This window comes from Capnocytophaga sp. oral taxon 412 str. F0487 (assembly GCF_000271925.1).
Classification (GTDB): Bacteria; Bacteroidota; Bacteroidia; order Flavobacteriales; family Flavobacteriaceae; genus Capnocytophaga; species Capnocytophaga ochracea.
This window is the reverse complement of sequence record NZ_AJZR01000009.1, coordinates 1-23869: the sequence shown is the minus strand read 5'-3', so window position 1 is coordinate 23869 and position 23869 is coordinate 1. Positions and strand designations below refer to the sequence as shown.

Genomic DNA, 23869 nt, shown 5'->3' with positions numbered 1-23869 from the left:
AAATGAGTAGTGATAAAAATTGTTTATTGATAGGTGAGACTTGTCGGACAAATCGGATAGGTTAGAGAGAGCGAAAGGAAACGGAGGAGTTCGGAAGAAGGGAGGGAGGGTTTTTGATGAAAAAAGGCTATTAGATGGGTATGGTTAGCTTATAGAGAGCTTATAGGAAGCTTATACGAATCTTGGAAGATTGGTATAGAAAGGGTATATAAGTGGTTGAATAATAGTATAATATAACAAGGATAAAAATGTTAAAAAAGAGGTTTTGAGACGAAAGAAAAAGGAAGGATTGACGAATGGTGAATAACGAATAACAGAAGAGGCTGGCTCTTTAAGAGCCAGCCTCCCCTCAATTAAATTTAATTTAACTTACAATGACAACAAATTAAATTTCTATTCTAATATCACCATAAATTCGGCACCTGTGGCAAAATCTTCACCATAGAAATCACTTAGAGCGGTGAAACGCACATAGCGTGCTTTTACAACTTTGTCGAGCAACACTTGTTGGGCGCTACTCACATCTTTAAAAGCTCCTACTTTCACGGGGTCGCCCCAGTTCTTACCGTCGTTGCTCAGTTGTATTTGGTAATCTTTTACCTTTCCGCTCCAGTTATCAGTGCGCTGGGTAAAGCTAAAGCCTTTTACATTAACTACCTTGCCCATATCAAAATCTACCCAATGTGGGTGTTTGGCTACAGTAACTGAATAGGCGGAGTGCCAAATGGTATTGGGGTCGCCATCTACTAAATGTTTGGCGTCACCTACGCCTGCTTCTTCACTGCTGGCGAAAATTACTTCCATTGCCGTGCTTTCAGCTTTACCGAAAGTAAGGGCGTACTTTTGAGTTTCATTACCTGCAAACCACGCTTTTACAATACCTCCGTTAGGCAAATCGAAAGGAAGGGTGTATTTCTGTGCTTTGCTATTATTGATACTGTAATAGATAGTTGCAAGGGTATTGGCTGTACTGATAGATACTTTCCCTACTTTACTACGAGTAATAGAAAGAGGTTGCTCACCGCTTGCTCTTACATTGGTTATGGTTTGCAAATCTTCTTTGGCTGGACGAATGACGAAACCGAAATTATGAGGGGTTGCTAACAAACGGTCACGCAACAACGGACGAGGACCGCAACTATGTCCGCCCAAACCTGTGTTGCCTATGTTCAGTTGCAAGTACACGCCGTCAGATTCTGGTAATTGGTAGGGGTGTCCTGCCAAAGTCATATCGATAGCTTTATAAGGCAAAGCTGCTACCGATAGCGGCTCTGCGCCTACAAACACTGCGCCGGCGCTCTGAGCGTTGGTAAGAGCTGCCCAGCGGGTTTCTTGGTGTTGCCCCATATCTTGTGGTTTAGGGAAAGGCACAAATTCATCGGCTACCTTACCGGTGTAGAGACCTACAAAAGCTCCTGATTTGCGGTCGGGATAATTATCTTGTTTACCGCGACCGTAATAGGTGAAATTCTCGTACTCTTTAGGCAGTTTGAGTAAATAGCCTAACTGTGGCAATACCAAAGAGGCATCGTTAGACACCACGCTGGCTTGTAGTTCGATAGAGCCGTCGGGATAGACGGTGAAAATTTGGTTGGTAGTGAACTTAAAGTCGTTTGCACCAAATTTCTGGTGGGTAAGTTCCTCTATCTTATTGCGTCCTGAGCTGGCACCACCTGTTATTTTAGCTGCATTAGGCGCTTGTGATTCCACCGTGAAATAGAATGTATAACCACCTTCTTTATTAGGTTTCACTGAGGAAGCAATGGCTTTATGACGCAGGTTATGCAATCCTTTTTCAAACCATTGTTCGTATATCCAGTTATCGTTATTGGTGAAGGCGCGGAAAGCGTTGAGACTTAGGTCGCTGTTGGCAATAATAGTATGCTCACCATAGCGTAGTGTGCCTATCGTACCTTTATCGAAATCAAAAGTTACTGAAAAGTCTTTTCCGGTAATGGTCTTTTTGTCTTTGCTAAGAGTGAGTTTTTCTCCTTTGGCTACAGAGGAAAGAGAAGGCTTTTGGGTAGCAGGTTGCATTAAGAATTGTTCGCGAGCTTGCACAAATCCTTTTTTAGCCCAAGGGGTATCTGCTTTAAGGCGGAATTCTACAATACTGTAATATTCTTCATTGCTATCTAAGGTTACAGGGGTAATGGTCACACTTGATTTTTGCTGTGGCATCACAGAAGGCACTTCAAAAGGACGCTCTTCTACAAGCACACCGTTCTTATAGAGTTTCCATATACCCTCATAGTTTGAAAGATCGGTAAAATAGCCTTTATTGAAAATTTCAAAAGTAAAACTATTGAGTTTTTTCACGCCTATATTCTGATACACTTTCTGCACTTCGTAGTACTGTGGTTTTACTGTTCTATCGGCAAAGATAATACCGTTCATCACAAACTGACCATCGTTAGGGAAATCGCCAAAATCACCTCCATAGGCTTGGTAGCGAATGCCGTCTTTGGTATAGTTGTACATCGCTTGGTCTACCCAATCCCAGATAGCACCTCCGCATAGAAAGTTGGAGCTTTCGATAGCCTCCCAATAGTCGGCGAGATTCCCTACGGCATTGCCCATAGAATGCGCGTATTCCGAGATGTGAAACGGATATTTGATGTCGTACTTACCTGTAGCAGCACCCTGTACCCACGCTACGGAAGGATATTGATTAGAGCCCATATCTACGATGTCGTTATTGCGCTCGTATTGTACAGGGCGAGAAGTATCGAGTGTTTTGAGGTGATTATAAGCCGTTACAAAGTTCTGACCAGGGCCTGCTTCATTACCAAGTGACCATATCACAATGGCAGGTGAATTATAGGTAGCCTCTACCATTTCGGTTACGCGGGCTGTATGTGCCTTTTCCCATTCTTTAGGGTGAGAAAGTGATTCTTTGCCGTAGTAATACTCGTGAGACTCTATATTAGCTTCGTTTTCTAAATAAATACCATACTTATCGCAGAGGTAAAACCAATAAGGGTCGGGTGGATAGTGAGAGTTGCGCACGTGGTTGATATTAGCTCGCTTCATCATCATCACCTCTTCTTCCATTTGTTGATGTGTGAGCACGTGCCCTTGTGCGGGGTGACTTTCGTGACGGTTTACGCCTTTAAATTTGATAGTCTTACCATTGAGATAATAATACCTTCCTGCCTTTCCAAAAGCATCGTCTTCAGCCTTAGTATCTTTGATTTCTACTTTTCTAAAACCAAAGTAAGACGATACTGTTTCTACCACCTTTCCTTTTTTATCCAAAAGTTGAGCTACGAGCACATAACGATGAGGCTCCTCAGCCGACCATAGTTTAGGATTCTTTACGGTTATTGTACCGCTCACCTTATCGATAGCGTTAGGGGCTACTGTTTTTAGGGGAATACTTCCTTTGGTAGCAGAGGAGGTAACGTCGTCTTTATATAATGAGACTTCGTATACGTTATAGCGCACTTGATAATCTTTGACTGCTTTTGAGCTGAGGTTGCGCACTTCGGCATTCACTTTTAACTGCCAATCGGTGAGGTTTTGGGTATCTGTAAGAATGTTGAGGTTAAAGATTTGCACCTTAGGAGTACTGCGCAAGGCTACTGTCCTAAATATCCCAGGTAGGCGGAACATATCTTGTGATTCGAGAAAAGAACCATCGGAATTGCGGTATACTTCTACAGCTACTTTGTTCTTGCCTTTGTGTAGATATTTGGTAATATCAAAAGAAGCCACATTGCGTGAGTTTTTAGAAAAGCCTACGTATTGCCCATTAATCCAAAGGTAGAAGAAAGAGTCTACTCCATCGAAATCGATGAAGATTTCACGACCGTCCCAATCGGTAGGTACTTCAAAATCGCGAATATAAGAACCTACCTCATTGCGGTACTCATAGGTTGTCCACGTTTTAGGAGGGGTGCGCATTACTCCTTTACGCCAATCGTCTACCTTGCGCTCGTGATAGAAAATCACAGGTTGGTTTACATAGATAGGCACTCCATATTTGAGTGTACCGTTTTTCTGTATACCGTAGATATTCCAGTTAGAAGGCACAGGAATCAACTCCCAAGCAGAAGCGTCGAAATCGGGTTTATAGAAGTCTTTGGGGCGCTCTTCGGGGGTTTTGCACCAATGGAATTGCCATTGCCCATTGAGAGATTTCCAATAGGGAGAATGTTCAGGCAATACTTGGGTAGCCGTCTTTTCGTCTTTAAACGAGAAGAAATAAGCACGAGGGTACTCTTTGTTAAGCGAGAGTTCTTCTACTGATTCCCATTCTTTACCCGTAGGGGCTGAGAGAGTGCCATAAGCAAAACCACCCAAAGGCTTGTGTTGGGCTAATAAATAAGGAGAGAGTAGTAAACTTAGTAGGGTACTTACTGTTCTAAAATAGTGTTTCATAAATTATTAGTATTAGTTTCGTCTTTTTGAAGATTGGATAATAAGGGTTCTACCTTGGCGTAATCTTTTACGACTTTGATGCATAAAAAAAGGGAAATGATTAACAAAAGGGTACCAATCACATTTATAATTGAGGTTGTATATGACATCTCGATAGTAGGGTCATCAAGCATAGAGGCTCTAAAAACAAAGTAATTTACTACAGAAGAAATAATTGAAAACGTCCACCAAATGGTTACAAAATTAGTAGGTAGTTTGGGTTGTATGTCTCCCCTTTGTATGAAAAGATTGCGAGTACTATCGTATATTTCTTTCATTATGCGATATGGGAGTACCCAGTTAGCAAAAGGAATGAACCAACTCCCTACTGCCCAACCATCGGTATATGAGAGGTTATTTTTCAGTTGGTGCAAGTTGTAATAAGCGCGCCTGAACCACATCAAAAAAAGAATACTCATTATAATGAATATCACAAGCCACAAAATACCTACTATACCTGAGAAAACATCACTCAGTTCAGCTCTTGCAAACAATTCGTCATCTATTTCACCTACAAGGAACTCTCTAATAACATATAGTTCAAAAATATCTGAAATCAGAAATATGAATAAAAAAGCAAAGGATATCCACAACATTATTATGGCATTCTTAGCACGGGTAGTATTATCTCTTAACATTTTTGTTGGTTTTTATAAGAAAAGGCGTAACTGGAAGTTGATATTAAAAAAGGTTACGCCTTTTCTTGTTGAATATTGAAATCTCTAAATTTATAAATTATTAAACGCCTAACATATTTTTGGGGTCTAAAATCTCATCGAGCTTATCCTTAGAAAGCAAGCCGTGTTCTAATACTAAATTGTACACTGACTTACCTGTTTCAAGGGCTTCTTTGGCTATCTTGGTGCTGTTCTTATACCCTATATGTGGGTTGAGCGCTGTAACGATACCGATACTGTGTTTTACCATATTGAGGCATACTTCGCGATTGGCGGTAATACCTTCGATACACTTGGTGCGCAAGGTGTCGATAGCGCGTTCTAAGAATACAATAGACTCGATAATGCACTGGCAGAGTACGGGTTCCATTACGTTGAGTTGCAACTGACCTGCCTCAGCGGCGAAGGTAACGGTAAGGTCATTACCAATTACTTTGAAGCATACTTGGTTCACTACTTCGGGGATAACAGGGTTTACTTTGCCGGGCATAATAGACGAACCAGGTTGCATTTTAGGTAGGTTGATTTCGTTGAGTCCTGCACGAGGTCCTGAAGAGAGCAAACGCAAGTCGTTACAAATCTTAGAGAGTTTTACAGCCATACGTTTTAACGCAGAGGAATAAATTACATATGAACCGGTATCAGGGGTAGCTTCTACCAAGTTAGAAGCAGTAACGAAGGCTTCGCCTGTGAGTTTAGCTAAGTTTTCGGCACATAGTTTCGCATATCCCTTAGGAGCGTTGAGTCCTGTACCAATGGCGGTACCTCCCATATTGATTTCCAAAAAGAGCTTGGCGTTGCTTTGCAAGCGGGCGATTTCTTCTTCGAGGTTGGCTGCAAAAGCTTCAAATTCTTGACCAAGCGTCATAGGTACGGCATCTTGCAACTGGGTACGACCCATTTTTATTACATCGGCGAACTCTTTACCTTTCTTCCGAAAAGCCTCAATGAGCAATGATAGGCGCTTGATGAGCGTTTCGTTCATCTTGATAACAGCTAACTTTACAGTAGTAGGGTAAGCGTCGTTTGTAGACTGTGATTGATTCACGTGGTCGTTAGGAGAGCAGTGTTGGTAATCACCGCGAGGATACCCCATAATTTCTAAGGCGCGATTGGCTATTACTTCATTAGCGTTCATATTCACCGAAGTACCAGCCCCTCCTTGAATCATATCTACGAGGAACTGATGGTTAAACTTCCCTTCGATTACTTCTTTGCAAGCCTCAGAAATAGGTTTGAGTAGTTCGTCGGGGAGTAATCCCAAAGCGTGGTTTGTTTGAGCTGCGGCGAGTTTTACATAACCAATAGCTTTTACAAACTCAGGGTAATCACCCATTTTAGTTCCTGTAATGCGGAAGTTTTCGATGGCGCGTTGTGTTTGTACGCCATAGTAAGCATCGGCGGGCACTTGCAAGTCGCCGATAAGGTCGGATTCTGTTCTAAATTTTGTCATAATTTTAAATTTTATATTTTTAGTAATTTTATATATGATACTTACGTTATATAATGAGATTGTATCGGTTTAAAAAATTTCGGTAAAAGTACGGAAGTTTTTTTTAATAGAAAAGAAAAAAGGAAAATATTTTTTAAGACAACGTAACTTCGATTTAAAGAGGTGAGGTTATGCCTTAGAAATTAAACAAAAATTGGTAGATTAGTAAATTTAGAAATTAGCAAATTAGTAAAAGGAAGAGATGAAAATAGTTATTTGGCAGGTCGAACTTATAGGACAGACCGGACGAGTCAGACATTTGAGAATTGTCGAAAAAACTCCGAAAAACTCTGAGTTTTCGAGAAGGGTTGGAGAGGAAACAGAGGTACTAAGGAGGTATCGGAAGAAAATGAAGAAAATCGGAAGAGGGTTGAGAGAAAAATTGGTGTAAAAAGGCTGTAAGGAGGGTGGGGTTAGCTTATAGAGAGCTTATAGGAAGCTTATACGAATCTTGGACGATTGGTATAGAAAGGGTATATAAGAGGTTGATTCATAACACAATACAACAGTGCTAAAAATGTTAAAAACGGGGTTTCGAGACGAAAGAAAAGGAATCCTCTCCCCTGCCCTCTCCCAAGGAGAGGGGGAATGTAACGACGGAAAGGAGAAGGGATAATTAGGGAATTAGCAAATTAGAAAATTAGTAAATTAGTAAAATGGGGAGGTGTGAGGTCTTAGGTCATAGACAATAGGGTTATGACGGAAAGTGGATAGGCGGATTGGGAAATTAGAGAATTAGCAGATTTGGAAATTAGCAAATGAAGACGGGAGGGACGAGGTAAGATGGGTGGGATAGAAGAGACGGGAGATTAAATTAGCAAATGGGTTGGAGTTATATTGAACAAACGTTGATAATCATTTAATTGCTTAGAAGAATTACCGGACAAAAAAAGGGAGTTAGGCTTATAAACAAAAAATATTAGTTCGTAATTCAAAATTATTTTATATCTTTGCATTCTAAAAAATCAAATAACGCTTAGTTTATGGAATATTTAGATTTTGAGCAACCTATTAAAGAGCTTGAAGAACAGATGGAAAAGTGTCAGGTCATCGGTAATGAAAGTGATGTGGATATGACTGATGCTTGCAAGAAGATAGAAAAGAAACTCAACCAAGTAAAGAAGGAAGTTTATGGTAATCTTACGGCGTGGCAACGAGTGCAAATCTCTCGTCACTTGGAGAGACCTTATACTCTTGACTATATCAACTCACTTGCAGGAAACACTTTTTTGGAACTTCACGGCGACCGTACAGTGAAAGACGATAAGGCGATGATAGGAGGTTTTGGAAAGATAGATGACCAGAGTTTTTTGTTCATTGGTCAGCAAAAAGGAGTAAATACTAAGATGCGACAATATCGCAATTTTGGTATGGCAAACCCCGAAGGGTATCGCAAAGCCTTGCGATTGATGAAACAAGCTGAAAAGTTTAACATTCCTATAGTGAGTTTTGTAGACACGCCAGGAGCTTTCCCTGGTATTGAAGCTGAAGAACGCGGACAAGGAGAAGCTATTGCTCGCAATATCTTGGAGATGTCACGTTTGAAAGTGCCTGTAATAGTGTTTATCATAGGCGAAGGAGCTTCGGGAGGAGCGCTAGGTATCGGTGTAGGTGATAAAGTGTATATGCTTGAAAATACTTGGTATTCGGTAATATCGCCAGAGTCTTGTTCCTCTATATTATGGCGTAGCTGGGAGTACAAAAAAGAAGCTGCTGAAGCACTAAAACTCACCGCCCCTGATATGAAGAAGTTAAAACTGATAGATGAGATTATTAAAGAACCACTCGGGGGGGCACATCGCGATCGCGAAATGATGTTTGCTACTGTTCGTAAAGTGATATTGGACACTTATAAGGATTTGAAGAAGCTTCCCACCGATAAATTGGTTGAAAAACGAATGAACAAGTACCTCGCGATGGGGGTGTTCAGTGAGAAGTAAGAAAATGATAATATCAACAACTTATAAAGGCGCTATTTAAGCGCTTTTTTTATAAAGTGAAGATAGTAAACGGTTGCTAAATAGAAGAGTAAAGAAAACTTTTCAGAAGTTATCAACAGACTATTAACAGTGTTTGTGGGTAAAATCATCTACCCCAAATTAAACTATTTCGTATCTTTGCCGTATGAACGAAACAGAAAACACATCAGTACCAGAAATTGTTCCTGCAATACAACCATTCTCGCGAACACAAGTGAGTTTAGAGCGAGGGAAGCTTCCTCCACAAGACCTCAATCTTGAAGAAGCTATCTTGGGAGCTATGCTCATTGACAAGAAAGGCGTTGATGATGTGATAGACATACTCAACCCAGAAGTTTTTTATAAAAAGCAACATCAACTTATCTATCAAGCTATCTTTGAACTTTTCAACGAATCGGAAGCTATCGACCTGCTTACGGTGGCAGAACAACTTCGCAAAAATGGCAATTTGGAGGCGGTGGGAGGAGAGTTTTACCTTATTAATCTCACCCAACGAGTATCATCATCTGCTAACGTGGAATTTCACGCGCGTATTATTTTACAGAAGTTCATCAAGCGCAAGCTCATTGAAATTTCTTCGGAAATTATAGAAGACGCTTATGACGATACTCGTGATGTGTTTGATTCGTTGGACAGTGCTGAGCAGAAACTCTATGAAGTAACACAAGGTAACCTAAAACGTTCCAGTGAAGCAGCAGGAGATTTGGTGATAAAAGCACTCAAGAAAATACAAGACCTCTCTAATAAAACTGATGGGTTTAGTGGAGTACCTTCGGGCTTTACCAAGCTCGACCAACTCACCTCAGGTTGGCAAGCGAGCGACCTTATTATCGTAGCGGCACGCCCAGGTATGGGGAAAACAGCCCTCACGCTTTCTATGGCAAGAAATATAGCAGTAGGGCAGGGGATACCAGTAGCGTTTTTCTCGTTGGAAATGTCGTCGGTACAGCTTATCACGCGTTTGATTTCCTCAGAAACAGGTCTGTCGTCAGAGAAATTGCGTACAGGGAAGTTGGAAGAGCACGAGTGGTATGTGCTAAATACTAAGGTGAAAGACCTTGAAAAGGCTCCACTTTTTATAGATGATACGCCTTCTATATCAATTTTTGACCTGCGAGCTAAAGCGCGCCGACTCTCTACACAGCACGGCATTCAGCTAATTATCATTGATTACTTACAGTTGATGACGGCAGGAGGTAGCAAAGGAGTGGGTAACCGCGAGCAAGAGATTTCTACAATTTCTCGTAACTTAAAAGCTCTCGCTAAGGAGCTGAACATACCCGTAATAGCGCTTTCACAGCTTTCGCGTAATGTGGAATCACGTCCTGGACAGCAAAAGCGTCCGCAGTTATCCGACTTACGTGAATCAGGAGCGATTGAGCAAGACGCCGATATTGTATCGTTTATCTACCGTCCTGAATACTATAAAATTACAGAATGGGACGACGAATCAGGAACACCTACCGCTGGACAAGCTGAATTTATTGTGGCTAAACACCGTAATGGAGGTTTGGATAGTATCCGATTGAAGTTTGAAGGACATTTGGGAAGGTTTGCAAATTTAGAGGAATACGATAGTGGAGGCTATTTGCCTATGGGGGTACAAGAATTTGTTTCGAAGATGAATGAAAATGTAGCTTTTGAAACTGTGCCTACTGCGAATCCGGAGCAGGCTTTTGGCGCACCTTCAACAGCTTCAACCGAAGACGATATACCTTACTAAAAATACTCTTGGAGAGTGTGAATATCCAAGAATCCTTTTTTGCCATTCTTCTCAATAGCGTAAAACGATGCCGAGAGAGGAATGGCTTTGTTATAAAATTAATACTTATCGTATTGCAAATTAAAAAAAGTAGTATCTTTGCGGAGTCAAACAGACTTCATTATGATTAAATCATATATATCCAAAATATTTGCCTCTATCGTTAAAAAAAAGATAGACCGCTGGGCTAAAGCTCCAATAGACACACAACAAAAAGTATTCCAGTCGCTTATAGCACAAGCTAAAAATACGGCTTTTGGGCGTGACCATCATTTTGAGGAAATCCAAACGTATGAAGATTTTGTGGCTCGCGTGCCTATACGAGATTATGAAGCTTTGCGTCCTTATATCGATAGGGTAGTGGGGGGCGAAAAAGATGTGCTATGGAAAGGCAAACCGCTCTATTTTGCCAAAACTTCGGGTACTACCAGCGGGGCGAAGTATATCCCTATTACCAAAGCCTCGATGCCCTTCCATATTCAGGCAGCACGTGATGCGATTTTATGTTATATACACGAGACTAAAAAAGCCGATTTTGTAGAAGGAAAGATGATTTTCTTGCAAGGGAGTCCTATTTTAGGCGAAAAACACGGCATTAAAACAGGACGACTTTCGGGTATAGTGGCACACTATGTACCTGCTTATTTGCAGCGCAATCGTATGCCTTCGTACAAAACTAATTGTATAGAAGATTGGGAAACCAAAGTAGAAGCCATTGTTACTGAAACTTTCTCTAAAAATATGACTTTGATTAGTGGGATTCCTTCGTGGGTGCTGATGTACTTCGAGCGATTGTACACGCGCTCAGGAATCAAAATAGGAAAACTGTTTCCTAACTTCAATCTGTTTATTTATGGAGGGGTGAATTACGAGCCTTATCGCCAACAATTTGAGCACCTCATCGGGCGCAAAGTGGATAGCATAGAACTCTATCCCGCCAGCGAGGGATTCTTTGCCTATCAAGATAGTCAAACAGAGAAAGGAATGCTCTTACTGCTCAATTCGGGTATTTTCTACGAGTTCGTAGAAGCTGATACTTTCTTCAGCGAAACACCTAAACGTGTGGCTTTGCAGGATGTACAACTGGGGGTGAACTATGCACTCATTATTTCTACCAATGCCGGACTTTGGGGTTACAATATAGGCGACACGGTGCAGTTTACTTCGCTTGCGCCTTACCGTATAGTAGTTACGGGGCGCATCAAGCATTTTATTTCGGCTTTTGGCGAACACGTGATTGGCAAAGAAGTGGAAGAGGCAATGCGCGAGGGGTTAGAGGCTACGGGAGCGCGTATCACAGAATTTACGGTCGCTCCTCAGGTGAATCCGGTAGGGGGTGAATTGCCTTATCACGAATGGTTTGTAGAATTTGAGCAAAAACCTACCGATATGAAACGCTTTGCCCAAGTGATAGATGAGGCACTACAAAAACAGAATATGTATTACTACGACCTTATACAAGGTAAAGTACTCCAACCGCTCAAAATTACCGAAGTTCCCGAAGGCGGTTTTGCTTCTTATATGAAGTCGCAAGGAAAGCTCGGCGGACAGAATAAAATACAGCGATTGGCGAATGATAGAAGCCTTGTGGAACGATTAGTTAAAAGTTAAGATTAAGACAGATTACCTTAAGAATCGCGAATTGCCTTACACATTCAGTTTTGAGGACTTTGACTCTACAAACAAATGCAAATCATTTTTGCTTAACAATAATGTAGAATTATTAATAATGTGAGTTCGACGTAAGAAAAGTGTAGCTTACGCTACAGAAATCTTACAAATCTATACAAATCAAACAAATAGGCAACAAGTTGCCTGAAAGTCTCGCACAGATTACACAGATTTAGACACAAATAGATTTTAATATTATGGAACAAAAACCAACAGATAACTAGCTTCGCTATTAGATTTCACAGATTACAATGTAGACACAGCTGTAAATCAATCAGTATTGTATATATCGAACTGACGTTAAATAAAAAAGCCAATAGTACTTTACTATTGGCTTTTGTTTTTTAGTTATTTTGTAATTTGTAGTTGATAGGGTAAGCAAAAGTAACCGGTGTAGGTTTACCGCGTTGTTTACCAGGGATAAGTCTAGGAAGTTTCATAATAAGTTTCTTAGCATCTTCTTCCAAAACTTTATCGGGGCCACGTACTCCTAAAACGGTAATAGTACCATCGGTATTGATACGAAAGTTTACAAAAACTTTTCCTTGAATACCCATTTCGGCAGCTGCTTGTGGATAACTAAAGTTCTTTACTACGTGTTTGTTCAAGTTTTCTTGAAAACATTTCATTTGTTGATCTTTAGGAACGTTTTTACAAGCTTCGAACATAGGTTTATCTTCGATAATAGTAAAAGGTACATCTACATCAGGAGCTTCTTCTACTACAGTTTGTTTAATTTCTTCTACTTTAGCTATTTGCTCATTTTTAGTAGTTTCAGTAGTACCGATTACTTGTTCTTCGATTTTAGTATCGTTTTCCACTACTTTTACTTCTTCTACCGCTGTAGGAGCTGGAGGTGGTGGAGGTGGTGGAGTTTCAGGAGGGGTCTCCATTGTGTAGTTCTCTTGATTTTCGTCAAGAGCCTTATCCACATCTGACGTACGGTTGTCTTGAACGCTTTTGTCATACACTTTTGTTTCGAACCCCCATAAGGTAAGGGCTGATACAAGAGCGAATCCTATGGCAAAGAACAATCCGCTACTTTTTGCCAAATCGGCTTTCGGATTTTTTTTAGGTTGCATAATGATTTTCTTTTAAAAGGTTATTAAATATACTTTTTATCTGAAAAGCTTTTCATACTTTCTCATAAACAGTAGAGCAACAACTGTGCCAAATGTATTGAAGAGCATATCAATATAGTCGGCAGAGCGAGTAGTGGTGAGTAAGCCTTGTAGTATTTCGATTGTTGCGCCTAAAAACAAGGCGGTGATTACTGCCCATAATTTACTTCTAAATGCTAATATAAACAGTGCTGTGTAACCGAAATAGAAGCTGAAATGAGCAACTTTGTCTAAATAGGGAATGCGAGGTGCTTTGGGCATTTCGCTGGATGAGATAAGACTTAGAGTGATAATAGCTATCGTCCATATACCCCATAACAAAGTGTATTTGTGTTTTTTAAGCATTTATTAGGGTTTTATACGCTTCGGCTGAGAGTAGATTATCTAACTGGGTAATATCGCTTATTTTCAGTTGTATTATCCACCCTTTGCCATATGGGTCGGTATTTACTTTCTCAGGTTTTTGGTTTAGCGGTTCATTAAACGCGATTACTTCGCCCGTGAGGGGCATAAATAAATCGGATATTGTTTTTACGGCTTCGATACTGCCAAATATTTCATCTTCATTAAGGGTATCGCCTATGGTTTCTACTTCTACATACACAATGTCGCTTAATTGGTGTTGAGCAAAATCGGTAATGCCTGCTGTGGCTATATCACCTTCGATGCGCACCCATATGTGTTCTTTAGTGTATTTTAAATCAGATGGAAAGTTCATTGCCCAATAAATGTCTTAAAAAGCGAGCCAAAGGTACTCTCTTTTTTTGTAACTACCAAATTTTTATTAGAAAAATTTTAACATTTTATTTGAGTTGTGGGATAATGGTCGGTAAATTAGTAGATTAGGTGCGGGCTATACGAGTGATTAATGATTAATGGTTAGTGATTAATGGTGAAATAGGGAGAGGACTATACAAAGCTTATAGGATAATCGGACAATGAGTGGGGTTATAGTGGGGTTACAGTGGGTCTACAGTGGGTCTACAGTGGGTCTACAGTGGGTCTACAGTGGGTCTACAGTGGCTCTACAGTGGCTCTACAATGAGTCAATAGTGGCTCTACAGTGGGTCTACAGTGGGTCTACAATGGGTCTACAATGGGTCTACAATGGCTCAATAGTGGGTCAATAGTGGATCAATAGCGATAGATGACTAAAAGGAGGAGGGGGATAAAGTGAGGAAAAGCTGAGGGTAAGAAGGTGGGCGCTGGGAATAAAACTGAAAGCAAAATGTTTTTATATATTAAATTATTTGTACCTTTGCCCTCTCAAAAGAAAGAATTTGCAAATGTTGAACTTAAACGATACTCTTAAACAACATATATTACAAGCTGTACAGGAACTGTATGGTGTGAGCTTAGAAAGCGTTGAATTGCAACAGACTAAAAAAGAGTTTGTGGGCGATGTTACTCTTGTGGTGTTTCCGCTATTGCGTCATATCAAAGGTAATCCTGTGCAGATAGGAGAACAAATAGGAGGTTACTTAAAAGAGAAAGCAGGTGATTTGGTAACTGACTTCAATGTGATTAAAGGTTTTTTAAATCTTGTAATTGCTGATAGTTACTACATCGACTTTTTAAAAGAAGTGAAGAATAATCCTCAGTTTGGTTTGGCAACGCCTAATAGCAAAGAGGCTATTTTGGTGGAATACTCATCACCTAATACTAATAAACCGTTGCACTTAGGGCATATCCGCAACAATCTCTTAGGGTATTCGGTAGCTGAAATATTAAAAGCAGCTGGACATAAGGTGTATAAAACGCAAATCATCAACGATAGGGGGATACACATTTGCAAATCGATGGTGGCGTGGCAACGTTTTGGCAATGGTGAGACTCCTGAAAATACAGGGTTGAAGGGTGATAAATTAGTAGGGAATTACTATGTGGCGTTTGATAAGGCGTACAAAGCTGAAATACAGCAATTAGTAGAACAAGGGAAGACCAAAGAAGAAGCGGAAAAACAAGCTCCTATATTTGTAGCAGCCCAAGAGATGCTTCGCCAATGGGAAGCAGGCAACCCCGAAGTAATAAAACTTTGGAAACAGATGAATGGCTGGGTATACGATGGTTTTGCCGTTACTTATAAGAATTTAGGTGTTGATTTTGATTCGTATTACTACGAGAGCAATACCTATTTATTAGGGAAAGACATTGTGGAACGCGGTTTGGAGCAAGGTGTGTTCTTCAAGAAAGAAGATGGTTCAGTTTGGTGTGACCTTACCGCCGATGGGTTAGATGAGAAGTTGGTGCTTCGTGCTGATGGTACGTCGGTTTATATGACGCAAGATATGGGGACTGCTACCCAGCGAGTGAAGGACTATCCTGACGTAAAAGGAATGGTGTACACGGTAGGTAACGAGCAAGATTATCACTTCAAAGTGCTTTTTCTTATCCTGAAAAAGTTGGGTTACGATTGGGCATCACACTTGTATCACCTGAGCTATGGTATGGTAGATTTGCCCAGTGGCAAGATGAAAAGTCGCGAGGGCACCGTAGTAGATGCCGATGACCTTATTGCTGAAATGGAGCAAACCGCCAAAGAGATTTCACAAGAACTCGGTAAACTCGACGGTTATACCGAAGCGCAGAAAGAAGCCTTGTATCACACCATAGGTTTGGGAGCCTTAAAGTACTATATATTAAAAGTAGACCCCAAGAAGCGTATTTTGTTTGACCCTAAAGAGTCTATCGATTTTCAAGGGAATACAGGTCCGTTTATACAATACACTTACGCTCGTATCCAGTCGATTATGCGCAAGTATGCTGAAATGGGAGGTAGGAATGAAGCAGCGATAGAGAAAGTTAATGGTTTACACGAAAAAGAGAAGGCTTTGTTAAAGAGCATCACCCTATTTCCGTCGGTTGTACAAGATGCGGCTGATAGTTATAGTCCTGCTATTATTGCCAATTATGTGTATGATTTGGTAAAAGACTTTAATTCGTTTTACCAAAATGTATCGATTTTGGGAGAGGAAGAGGAGAGCAAGCGTGATTTTAGGGTAATGTTGAGCAAGAAAATAGGAGAAATTATAGCAGAGTCGTTTAAAATGCTGGGTATACAAGTTCCTGAGAGAATGTAGGTTATAATAGTAGTATAAAAAAGTTATAAAAAAAGTATTCAAAAAATTTGCAGGAATGAATAATTGTTGTACCTTTGCAACCGCAAATAAAGGAAAAGCCAGTTGCGAATTTATTGGAAAAGAAATAAGCGAAAATAGCTCAGTTGGTAGAGCGCAACCTTGCCAAGGTTGAGGTCGCGGGTTCGAACCCCGTTTTTCGCTCTTTTTTTATGTTTATCATAGAAGGCTCGGATGGTGGAATCGGTAGACACGCTGGACTTAAAATCCAGTGGGCAGTAATGCCTGTGCGGGTTCAAGTCCCGCTCCGAGTACAAGTTTACTTTTTAAGTGCTTAGTATTTAATTTGTTAGGTTTTAGAAAGTGTGATTTTTTCCAACATTTTCCCAACAATTTGAAAAAAGTACATTTCCTGAAGGATGTTTCTCTTCAAGAAATAAAGTGAGAAAATTAAAAAATCATTACTTTTTCAAGTGGTGATTTTTTGCTTTTATGTAACCTTTAAAAATATTTTGAGTATGGAAACAGCTGTAACCTTTGCTACCTCTGATGTAGATAAATTAAATTCAATAAAAGATTTTATAAAGTCTTTAAATGTCTCTATCATTCAAGAAGAGGACATACCTCAGCCTATTGAAATGACGCCAAGATTAGTAGCTTTTCTTGATAAAATAGAAGCTCGTAATACTCCTTTCGAGGAATGTGATGATTTTGATGTTATGATTAATGAAGTAGCTTCTGAATATGGAATTACCTTATAAAATAAAAGTAGAACCTGAAGCAAAAAATGATTTAAGAGAAGCAGTTGCTTATTATTTAAGTGTTGCTCCTCCTAAAATTGCTAAGAACTTTTTTAAAGAATATACATCTATTAAAGACTTCATAAAATATCATCCTTACCAACGTAAGTACAGAGGAGAGTTAAGAGGTGTTATTATGAAAAAGTATCCTTATATTGTGTTTTATAAGGTAAATGATACTGAAAAACAAATTATTATTAAAGGTATTTTTAATACCTACCAAGATACCAGCAAATACCCTGAATAAAAGAATAAAAAGCTATCTAATTTTTGTTTAGGTAGCCTTTATATTATAAGTTTAAATCAGTAAATATAGCATTGATTATTTCATTGTACACTCCTCTTGTATTGGATTATCCTTTTTCATTTTCTCTAATTTATTCCAAAAATGTTTCTTTTTATCTTTCTGATTTATAAAATCATTGACACTTCCATAATAGACTTCTATAGCTTTTAGAATTATTCCACTAAATGGATAATATTCATCATTATATGAACCGTTATGCAAAGGTTAAAGTATTTTTGTATAGGTAATGAGAATTTTTTATAAAATTAATGATATCGATAAAGAAAAGGCAGATGGAGTATTGACTCATACGTTACATATTTTCTTTCTTTTTGCTAATGAATAACAAACATTGTCATACAGTAGTAGGGTATCATCATATTCTCCAAAAATGATAAAAGAAAGATCTTTTGAGGGTATAGTTCTTGCGCCCTATCTACGGGCTGCACGTTTTATAAAATTTCTGAAGGCAGTATCTTTTGCTGAGAAGAAGCTATTAGTTTGATAAAATCATCAATCATTTCGAGAAATATTATATGCAAAATATCTTTTCTTTGCATATAGTGTACATTTCCTGTTTTGATGATGAACATATTGAGCAGGTATTTAAACTTTTCACTTTTTTCTTTGGTAAGGTCGATGCGTATGTTTTGTTTTTTGTTTTTTTTTGAGAAAAATCTTCGTTAAGTTTTGATGCAATGATATCAAAATTCTAGGGGATGAACTCACTTACTCGTTCTATTTTTTATTTTTGCCATTTTCTATTTTTGTTAAGATTTCAGTTTCTAAATTTTTAAAATCTTCAGTAGCTCTACATTTATCATTATACTCAAAAATGGTCATACCTTCCAGAGCAGCTTCTACCACTTTTACATCTTTGCAAATATGGGTTGTAAATACGTAGTTAGTTTTTTCTTCTTTTAGTTTAGAGAAGCAATCGTTAAAAAATATTGGTGTTGTCGATAGCATTAGAGAAATATATATCAAGTAGTTTAAGATGATTGTTATACTTTTTCAATTCTAACATTTTTTTGAAAAAGGGAATACATTTTTGATAGAGTACAAATCGGCTTGTATGGGAATGATTACATAATCTACATACAGCACAGATAGCCAATTCAGCCGAAGTAACGAAGTGAGGATTGATACCTGTATGAGGGTAATCGATTAATATAAAGTCATATAGCTCATCAAAGTGGGAGTTTTCTAATGCTCTTTGTAGTTCTTGTTGGTTATATTTATCGGCATAAAAATTAGGAGAACCTGCTGAGAGATGGAAGTTTTCACTTATACTGGAAAGACGTACATTTTCCCTTTGTTGTTCAAAAAGCCTTTGATGGAGTAGGTTACATTTTTAAAACCAACACCTCCTATTAAGTTGCACTGATTATCGGCATCTAAAGTACCAATTCCACCATCAAGTGCAATTTTTTAAGTTACTTTTTGGTAGAATAAATCTTTTGGTTTTTTAAAGTTTAATACTTTTCTTGGTCTGTCATTAATTTTATGTTGATATTTTTTAATTTCCTCTTTTGTAATATATTTAAAATCACTGTTTTTGGGTATATATTGTCTTACAAGACCATTGGTGTGTTCACGAAGTCCTCGTTCCCAAGAACTATAAGGATGGGCAAAGAAAAACTGTAAGTCTAATTTCTTTTCAATCCTATTAAAATTAGAAAACTCAATGCCGTTATCACAAGTAATTGTTTTGATAGAGCGTTTGTAAGGTAACATCATATCTATAAGCTCATCAGCTAATGCTTTAGCCTATAGATCTTTTATCAGCTATTTTTTTCTTTAGAACTATATAATTTCCTATTTCTATGCTTAAGTTGATGACGAGTATGAATATATAAATCACCTCCGTTTTTTAGGTCTTCGTGGATAAATTCATAGATTCTTGTTTTGCCTATCATTGGTATTGCTTTATCTTTGCAATAACCTGCAATTTGTTCAGGAGACCATTGATTTTCAGTGATAAGATTAATAACAAGAGCTTTCTTCTCATCAGTAAATTTTTGCTTATTGGTAAAACATTTTTTACGTTCACCAGCAGTTTCTTGAGCTTGCTTAGGAAAATACCCTCCTCTCTTGGAAGTATTTTTTTTAACTCATTAGAAACCCTTGATGGTGGAATGGGCGTACTCAAATTACTAAATAAATATATTTGTATATACAAAAAATATATTTACTTTTGCAAAGTATACAGATTTAAATAGCAGAAAAATGAAGAAAGAATTAATATTAGTTGGAAATAAGCGCCCTTTGCGAGAAAATATATCAGTAGAAATAGATTCATTTGACTATGTAATGAGAGTAAATAGAATGAATTATCTAGGAAAAACAGCAAAGAATAGATTAGATGGATTATTTTTAGAAGCAAATACTGTTTTTAAAGAATTCTATAAAGGAGGAGAATATAAAAGAGAAATTAAGCAGATGAAAAATATTCTTATGCATAAGGATTGGTATGAAAAGTTTGAAGAATGGAGTGAGTATCTAACCAAAAAACAGTATTTAAATATAGAAATAATTAATCAAGAATATACTCTTAAAGATATTGGTTTTAATAGACCAACAAGTGCTGTTAGATTATTAGCTTATTTATTAAATGAAGAAAAATGGAAAGATGAATATGAAGTAACAATTACATGCTTAGATGTGGAGCAAAGAGCTTTTCTTATAGATAATCATCCTAATTGGAGTTATCATAAAGGAGGGGGAGTTTTTGAACAAATTTATCTAACAAAATTATTAAAGTGTGGAAAAATAAAAAGACTCTATGATGAATAAAAATAAATATCCTATTCTAATACCAATAAAAGGAAATAGTATAAGATGCCCAAACAAAAATAAAATATTATTGCCATATACTGTAACTTATTTAAAGAAGATAAATAGGTTAGAAAATGCAGTAGTAATAACAGATAATATTAAATTGGGAGAATATGCAGAATCATTAGGTATAAAAACTTATTTTGAAGTCTGTAAAGAAGATCAGGATGAGTTGATTTCGTGCGATAATTTTGTGAAAAATGTAAAAATAAATGAAGAATATTTCTTTTTAATGCCTGTTACACATCCTTTTAGAACATTGGAATTATGCAATCTTTTTGAAAAAGAAAGAGAAAAATATATTGGTATAGATTTTATAGTTTCTTCAAACATTGTTACAGATAGAAGTAATTTTTTTGTAGATTCAAATAAAAACTTTTCTTTTTTATATTCTAAAAGAAGAATGGGTAAATATTGTAAACAAATTCATATGGTTGAAGGTAGTCTATATTTGATAAATAAACATTTTTTGAGTAGAATTGTTCAAAGAAATGATTCAAATTATTATTTTTGGGAGGGAAATTTTCGATGTGTAATTAATGAAGCACCTTTTATTGATATAGATACCATGGATGACTTGAGAAGATTTAATTTTATAATAGAGATAATAAAAAAAATATGGTAAAAATAAATAATAATAAAAGGAGAATAAAAAAAGCTTTGAAGGAAATAGAAAATGAAATTGAAAATAAACCTACACCTATTAAAATTAATACAACAACATCTATATTGAGGTGTAAAAAACATTTTTGAATTTATATATCACCTATTTTCAAAGTAAATTTACGAAAAAATCATCATCTCATTCTATTTTTTTCCTCTTGGACTCCATTTTTTCTGATATTTTCATCTACTTTTTTACCTTTTGAAAACTCATAAGTGATTGAAAAACTAATTTCTCTTGAGTCATCTTTATTAAAATTGTAATCATAAATATTATTAAAATAATATTCAGACTTTGTTCTAGAAGAATTAAAAATATCATCAAATGAAATACCTAATTTAAATGACTTTGAAATAGGAATATATAAATCAAGATTAATATAATTATTATAATAAATTTTAGTATATAAATTTTTATGATTAGATACATAATAGTATTCTAAACCAAATTCTATATCGTGAGGCAAATAAAATCTATGAATTAAGTAAACTTCTCCATATAAAGAATTAAATTTTTTATTGGGAATACTAAAATTTAGATTTCCTCCCATAAGTTTTAAATTCATTTCCCACCAGTCATACATTTTATGATTAATAGAAGTAAAGATATAAAAATCATTTCTATGGCCTATATTTTCAGGTTTAGTAGTTAAAATGCCATTTATATCATTTGGAATTGTTAAAATATTATTTTTTGTATATCGATATGTAAAATTAAAGTTTATTTTTCCAGTATATCCAACTTGTATCTGATAAATATTGGAAGGTTTTAAATCTTTATTACCTACATAAGCTGAAGTATAAGAACTCCTAACATAAGTAGGATTAAATAAATTATAATTCACTCTATTTAAACGATTTATAGCAGAAATATATAAATTATTGTTCCATAGCTTTGTATTATATTGTATATTAAAAAGCCATTCCGAATTATCATTGTTATCGTGTTCTAATCTATTATTAAAGGCATTATAATTATATTCTGAGCGAGTCCCTAATGAAATAGTTGATTTTTCTCCTATAGGGAAAAGGTATCTTGTAAAAAAAGAAAAAATGTATTCTTTTAAAAAGAAATCATTTGAAAAATTATAATTTTTAATTTGTTGATTATTTAAAATATCGAAGTAATCAAAAAAGTCTTTATTGTCTACGAATGAAAATCTAGTCCCTAAATAAAAAATATGGTTATTGCTAAATTTTTTATTCCAAATAGTATTGAATACATAGACAAAACTATTAGATTTAGAGTTTTGTATGTTAGATTCTTTGATAATAGGAATTTTATAATGAATTTCTTCTAATGATTCAGGATTTACATATTTTTTATTCATAAAATCTAAAGAAATTTTTATAGAAGACCCAATGGTGTCTATTGTATTATTAAAAGCTAATGATATGGAGTGGTCTTTACTTGTTTGGTTAAATAATCTTTTAGTATTAAGTGAATAATCAAATATACTTTTTTTTGAAATATTGGTATGAGTATTTCTATTATGATTATCATCAATATCATAATCAAAAATATATAGGAAACTTAGATTTGATTTTTTTGTTATATAATAATCTATACCCAAAAGTAGATTATCATTTTTTCTATTTAAATAAGCTTCAGTAACACCATTATATAAAAGAGATTGATTTTCTAGATTTAAATTATTAACCTCTTCATAAGATAATTTTCCACGAGAATGGGAAAAAGTACTGAAAACTCTATATTTTTCATTACTATAGAATAACCCCATATCATTAGAATAACCCCAATTATTATTATAGTAAATTTGTTGTTCCAAAGAACCAGACTGACCTTCTTTTCGGATAGTGTTTATTTTTATAATACCAGATTTTGATGAGTCAACACTAGAGTCAACACGGTCTATAACTTCAATATTTTCGATACTTTTAATTGGAATACTATTCAAGAAAGATATGATTTTATCTTTACTTATTTTTACTTCTTTTTCGTCTAAAACAATTAGTATATTATCACTTCCTAAAATTTTTAAACCATTTATTGTAGATATATTTGGAACATAATTCAATATAGATGAAATATTTTTCCTATTTTTCAAAAGAGAGCCTGAAACATCTATTAATGTTCCAGAATTAGTGTAAACAAAAGGATTTTTTTGTTTAGAAACAACTACCTCATTAAGGTTTTGTAGTTTTTCAGAAATTGAGATAACATCTAATGTGATATTTGAGTTAAGAAATATTTGTTTTGAAAAAAACTCATAAAAAAAAGAATTTATTTCAATAGTATATGTACCCTCTAAAACATTTTGAAATTCAAAACTACCATCTTCTTTAGAAAGAGTATAGTTTATAACTTTATCCGATTGTATTAGTCTTAAAGGGCAGTTTGCAATAGGATTATTATTAGAAACTAATCTTCCATTAATATTATATTGTCCAAAACAAAATAAAGGAATAAAAAAAATAAAATAAAAAAAAATTTTCATAGCAAAAATTAATATATTTTAAAATAGAAGTTCTAAAAAATTAATCATGATGCATAGAATATATAGGAGTAGGAGCATAGGGACAATAGGGAGAAGGATAGTCCCAATTTTCATCTCCATAAGCAGCTATAACGTCACTCCAACAAACACCTAATATATTTCTGCAATCATCAAAAATAGGACAGTATTTACAATTAGAGTTATCTGAAAAATTACAAGAGTTTTGTTTAGATAATTGTATAGCTTTCTCTGAAGTCCAAATTTCTTCTATTGAATTTTCTAAAACATTACCAATCAAAAACTTTTTATTCCAATAAAGTTCCTCACATATAGTAACTTGTCCATCACTTAAAATACATATTTGTGACATATTAGCAGTGCACATTGCCCTTTCTTGATAGTTTTTTGATTTTGTTTCTATATCTGCTACAAATTCTGATTTATCAGTATAATCTATAAATGATATTGTAAAATTATATTCATTTCGAATAGAATTTATATAATTTCTTAGTTGTTCTAATTCATATGATTTACTTTTAAAGCTATCAAAAACCTTTCCGCTACATCCTAAAGACCTTTCCGCAGGATTTAAAGTAAATTTTTTTATATTTGAAAATTCATT

The 23869-nt window shown here is 36.0% G+C and carries 18 protein-coding genes and 2 tRNA genes; 10 read left to right on the top strand and 10 right to left on the bottom strand.

Annotation, left to right across the window (positions count from 1 at the left end; translation table 11 throughout):
* Positions 1 to 393: 393 nt before the first annotated feature.
* From HMPREF1321_RS01670 to aspA, 3 genes are all read right to left on the bottom strand, one after another.
* Positions 394 to 4383: a glycoside hydrolase family 2 TIM barrel-domain containing protein gene (locus HMPREF1321_RS01670; RefSeq protein ID WP_009421066.1), complete on the bottom strand. Its 3990-nt coding sequence runs from the start codon at positions 4381 to 4383 to the stop codon at positions 394 to 396.
* Positions 4380 to 5060: a DUF4328 domain-containing protein gene (locus HMPREF1321_RS01665; RefSeq protein WP_009418122.1), complete on the bottom strand. Its 681-nt coding sequence runs from the start codon at positions 5058 to 5060 to the stop codon at positions 4380 to 4382. The genes HMPREF1321_RS01670 and HMPREF1321_RS01665 overlap by 4 nt, the downstream gene beginning before the upstream one ends.
* Before the next feature lie 100 nt (positions 5061 to 5160).
* Positions 5161 to 6552 (bottom strand): aspartate ammonia-lyase, encoded by a 1392-nt coding sequence (gene aspA, locus HMPREF1321_RS01660; RefSeq protein ID WP_009410654.1) that lies wholly within the window; start codon positions 6550 to 6552, stop codon positions 5161 to 5163.
* 1022 nt (positions 6553 to 7574) lie between these two features.
* Here aspA and HMPREF1321_RS01650 point away from each other — a divergent pair.
* The 3 genes from HMPREF1321_RS01650 (at position 7575) to HMPREF1321_RS01640 (ending at position 11943) form a co-directional block, all read left to right on the top strand.
* Positions 7575 to 8531 (top strand): acetyl-CoA carboxylase carboxyltransferase subunit alpha, encoded by a 957-nt coding sequence (locus tag HMPREF1321_RS01650; protein ID WP_002673067.1) that lies wholly within the window; start codon positions 7575 to 7577, stop codon positions 8529 to 8531.
* 184 nt (positions 8532 to 8715) lie between these two features.
* A complete protein-coding gene (gene dnaB / locus HMPREF1321_RS01645; RefSeq protein WP_034575468.1) occupies positions 8716 to 10293 on the top strand; it encodes a replicative DNA helicase in 1578 nt (525 codons plus the stop codon).
* A 162-nt stretch (positions 10294 to 10455) separates the two neighbouring features.
* Complete coding sequence (locus HMPREF1321_RS01640; RefSeq protein WP_009421077.1) at positions 10456 to 11943, top strand: GH3 auxin-responsive promoter family protein; 1488 nt, start codon at positions 10456 to 10458, stop codon at positions 11941 to 11943.
* 404 nt (positions 11944 to 12347) lie between these two features.
* Here the strand turns inward: HMPREF1321_RS01640 and HMPREF1321_RS01635 are convergent, their stop codons facing one another.
* Genes HMPREF1321_RS01635 through gcvH form a run of 3 tightly spaced genes read right to left on the bottom strand, consistent with a single transcriptional unit; the run spans position 12348 to position 13842 of the window.
* The gene (locus HMPREF1321_RS01635) at positions 12348 to 13085 is read right to left on the bottom strand and encodes an energy transducer TonB (protein WP_009421079.1); all 738 of its coding nucleotides are present in this window, start codon (positions 13083 to 13085) and stop codon (positions 12348 to 12350) included.
* A 36-nt stretch (positions 13086 to 13121) separates the two neighbouring features.
* A complete protein-coding gene (locus HMPREF1321_RS01630) occupies positions 13122 to 13469 on the bottom strand; it encodes a VanZ family protein (RefSeq protein WP_009421075.1) in 348 nt (115 codons plus the stop codon).
* The gene (gcvH, locus tag HMPREF1321_RS01625) at positions 13462 to 13842 is read right to left on the bottom strand and encodes a glycine cleavage system protein GcvH (protein WP_034575467.1); all 381 of its coding nucleotides are present in this window, start codon (positions 13840 to 13842) and stop codon (positions 13462 to 13464) included. Before gcvH ends, HMPREF1321_RS01630 begins: the two co-directional genes overlap by 8 nt.
* A 568-nt stretch (positions 13843 to 14410) precedes the next feature.
* Between gcvH and argS the strand changes: the two genes are divergently transcribed.
* From argS to HMPREF1321_RS01600, 5 genes are all read left to right on the top strand, one after another.
* Positions 14411 to 16204 carry an arginine--tRNA ligase gene (argS, locus tag HMPREF1321_RS01620; RefSeq protein ID WP_034575466.1) on the top strand — a complete coding sequence of 598 codons (1794 nt, stop codon included), beginning with the start codon at positions 14411 to 14413 and terminating at the stop codon, positions 16202 to 16204.
* 128 nt (positions 16205 to 16332) lie between these two features.
* A tRNA-Gly gene (locus tag HMPREF1321_RS01615) sits at positions 16333 to 16405 on the top strand.
* Positions 16406 to 16429: 24 nt separating this feature from the next.
* Positions 16430 to 16515, top strand: a tRNA-Leu gene (locus HMPREF1321_RS01610).
* A gap of 204 nt (positions 16516 to 16719) precedes the next feature.
* Positions 16720 to 16962 carry a hypothetical protein gene (locus tag HMPREF1321_RS01605; RefSeq protein WP_009421070.1) on the top strand — a complete coding sequence of 81 codons (243 nt, stop codon included), beginning with the start codon at positions 16720 to 16722 and terminating at the stop codon, positions 16960 to 16962.
* Positions 16946 to 17248 (top strand): type II toxin-antitoxin system RelE/ParE family toxin, encoded by a 303-nt coding sequence (locus tag HMPREF1321_RS01600; RefSeq protein WP_009421068.1) that lies wholly within the window; start codon positions 16946 to 16948, stop codon positions 17246 to 17248. The genes HMPREF1321_RS01605 and HMPREF1321_RS01600 overlap by 17 nt, the downstream gene beginning before the upstream one ends.
* Positions 17249 to 18025: 777 nt before the next feature.
* Here HMPREF1321_RS01600 and HMPREF1321_RS12095 read toward each other — a convergent pair.
* Both HMPREF1321_RS12095 and HMPREF1321_RS12090 read right to left on the bottom strand, forming a co-directional pair.
* Entirely contained in the window at positions 18026 to 18256 is a 231-nt protein-coding gene (locus tag HMPREF1321_RS12095; protein ID WP_009421078.1) for a ParA family protein, read from the bottom strand.
* A gap of 462 nt (positions 18257 to 18718) precedes the next feature.
* A complete protein-coding gene (locus HMPREF1321_RS12090; protein WP_157461761.1) occupies positions 18719 to 19027 on the bottom strand; it encodes an IS30 family transposase in 309 nt (102 codons plus the stop codon).
* Between the two features lie 489 nt (positions 19028 to 19516).
* Between HMPREF1321_RS12090 and HMPREF1321_RS01575 the strand changes: the two genes are divergently transcribed.
* Both HMPREF1321_RS01575 and HMPREF1321_RS01570 read left to right on the top strand, forming a co-directional pair.
* Positions 19517 to 20083: a hypothetical protein gene (locus HMPREF1321_RS01575; protein WP_009421065.1), complete on the top strand. Its 567-nt coding sequence runs from the start codon at positions 19517 to 19519 to the stop codon at positions 20081 to 20083.
* Positions 20073 to 20750, top strand: coding sequence for a hypothetical protein (locus tag HMPREF1321_RS01570; protein ID WP_034575460.1), 678 nt, complete (start codon positions 20073 to 20075; stop codon positions 20748 to 20750). The genes HMPREF1321_RS01575 and HMPREF1321_RS01570 overlap by 11 nt, the downstream gene beginning before the upstream one ends.
* 172 nt (positions 20751 to 20922) lie before the next feature.
* Here the strand turns inward: HMPREF1321_RS01570 and HMPREF1321_RS01565 are convergent, their stop codons facing one another.
* Entirely contained in the window at positions 20923 to 23247 is a 2325-nt protein-coding gene (locus HMPREF1321_RS01565; RefSeq protein ID WP_009421062.1) for an outer membrane beta-barrel family protein, read from the bottom strand.
* Positions 23248 to 23287: 40 nt separating this feature from the next.
* Positions 23288 to 23869 (bottom strand): SPASM domain-containing protein (locus HMPREF1321_RS11220; RefSeq protein ID WP_009421071.1); only part of this gene is annotated, 582 nt, incomplete at its 5' end.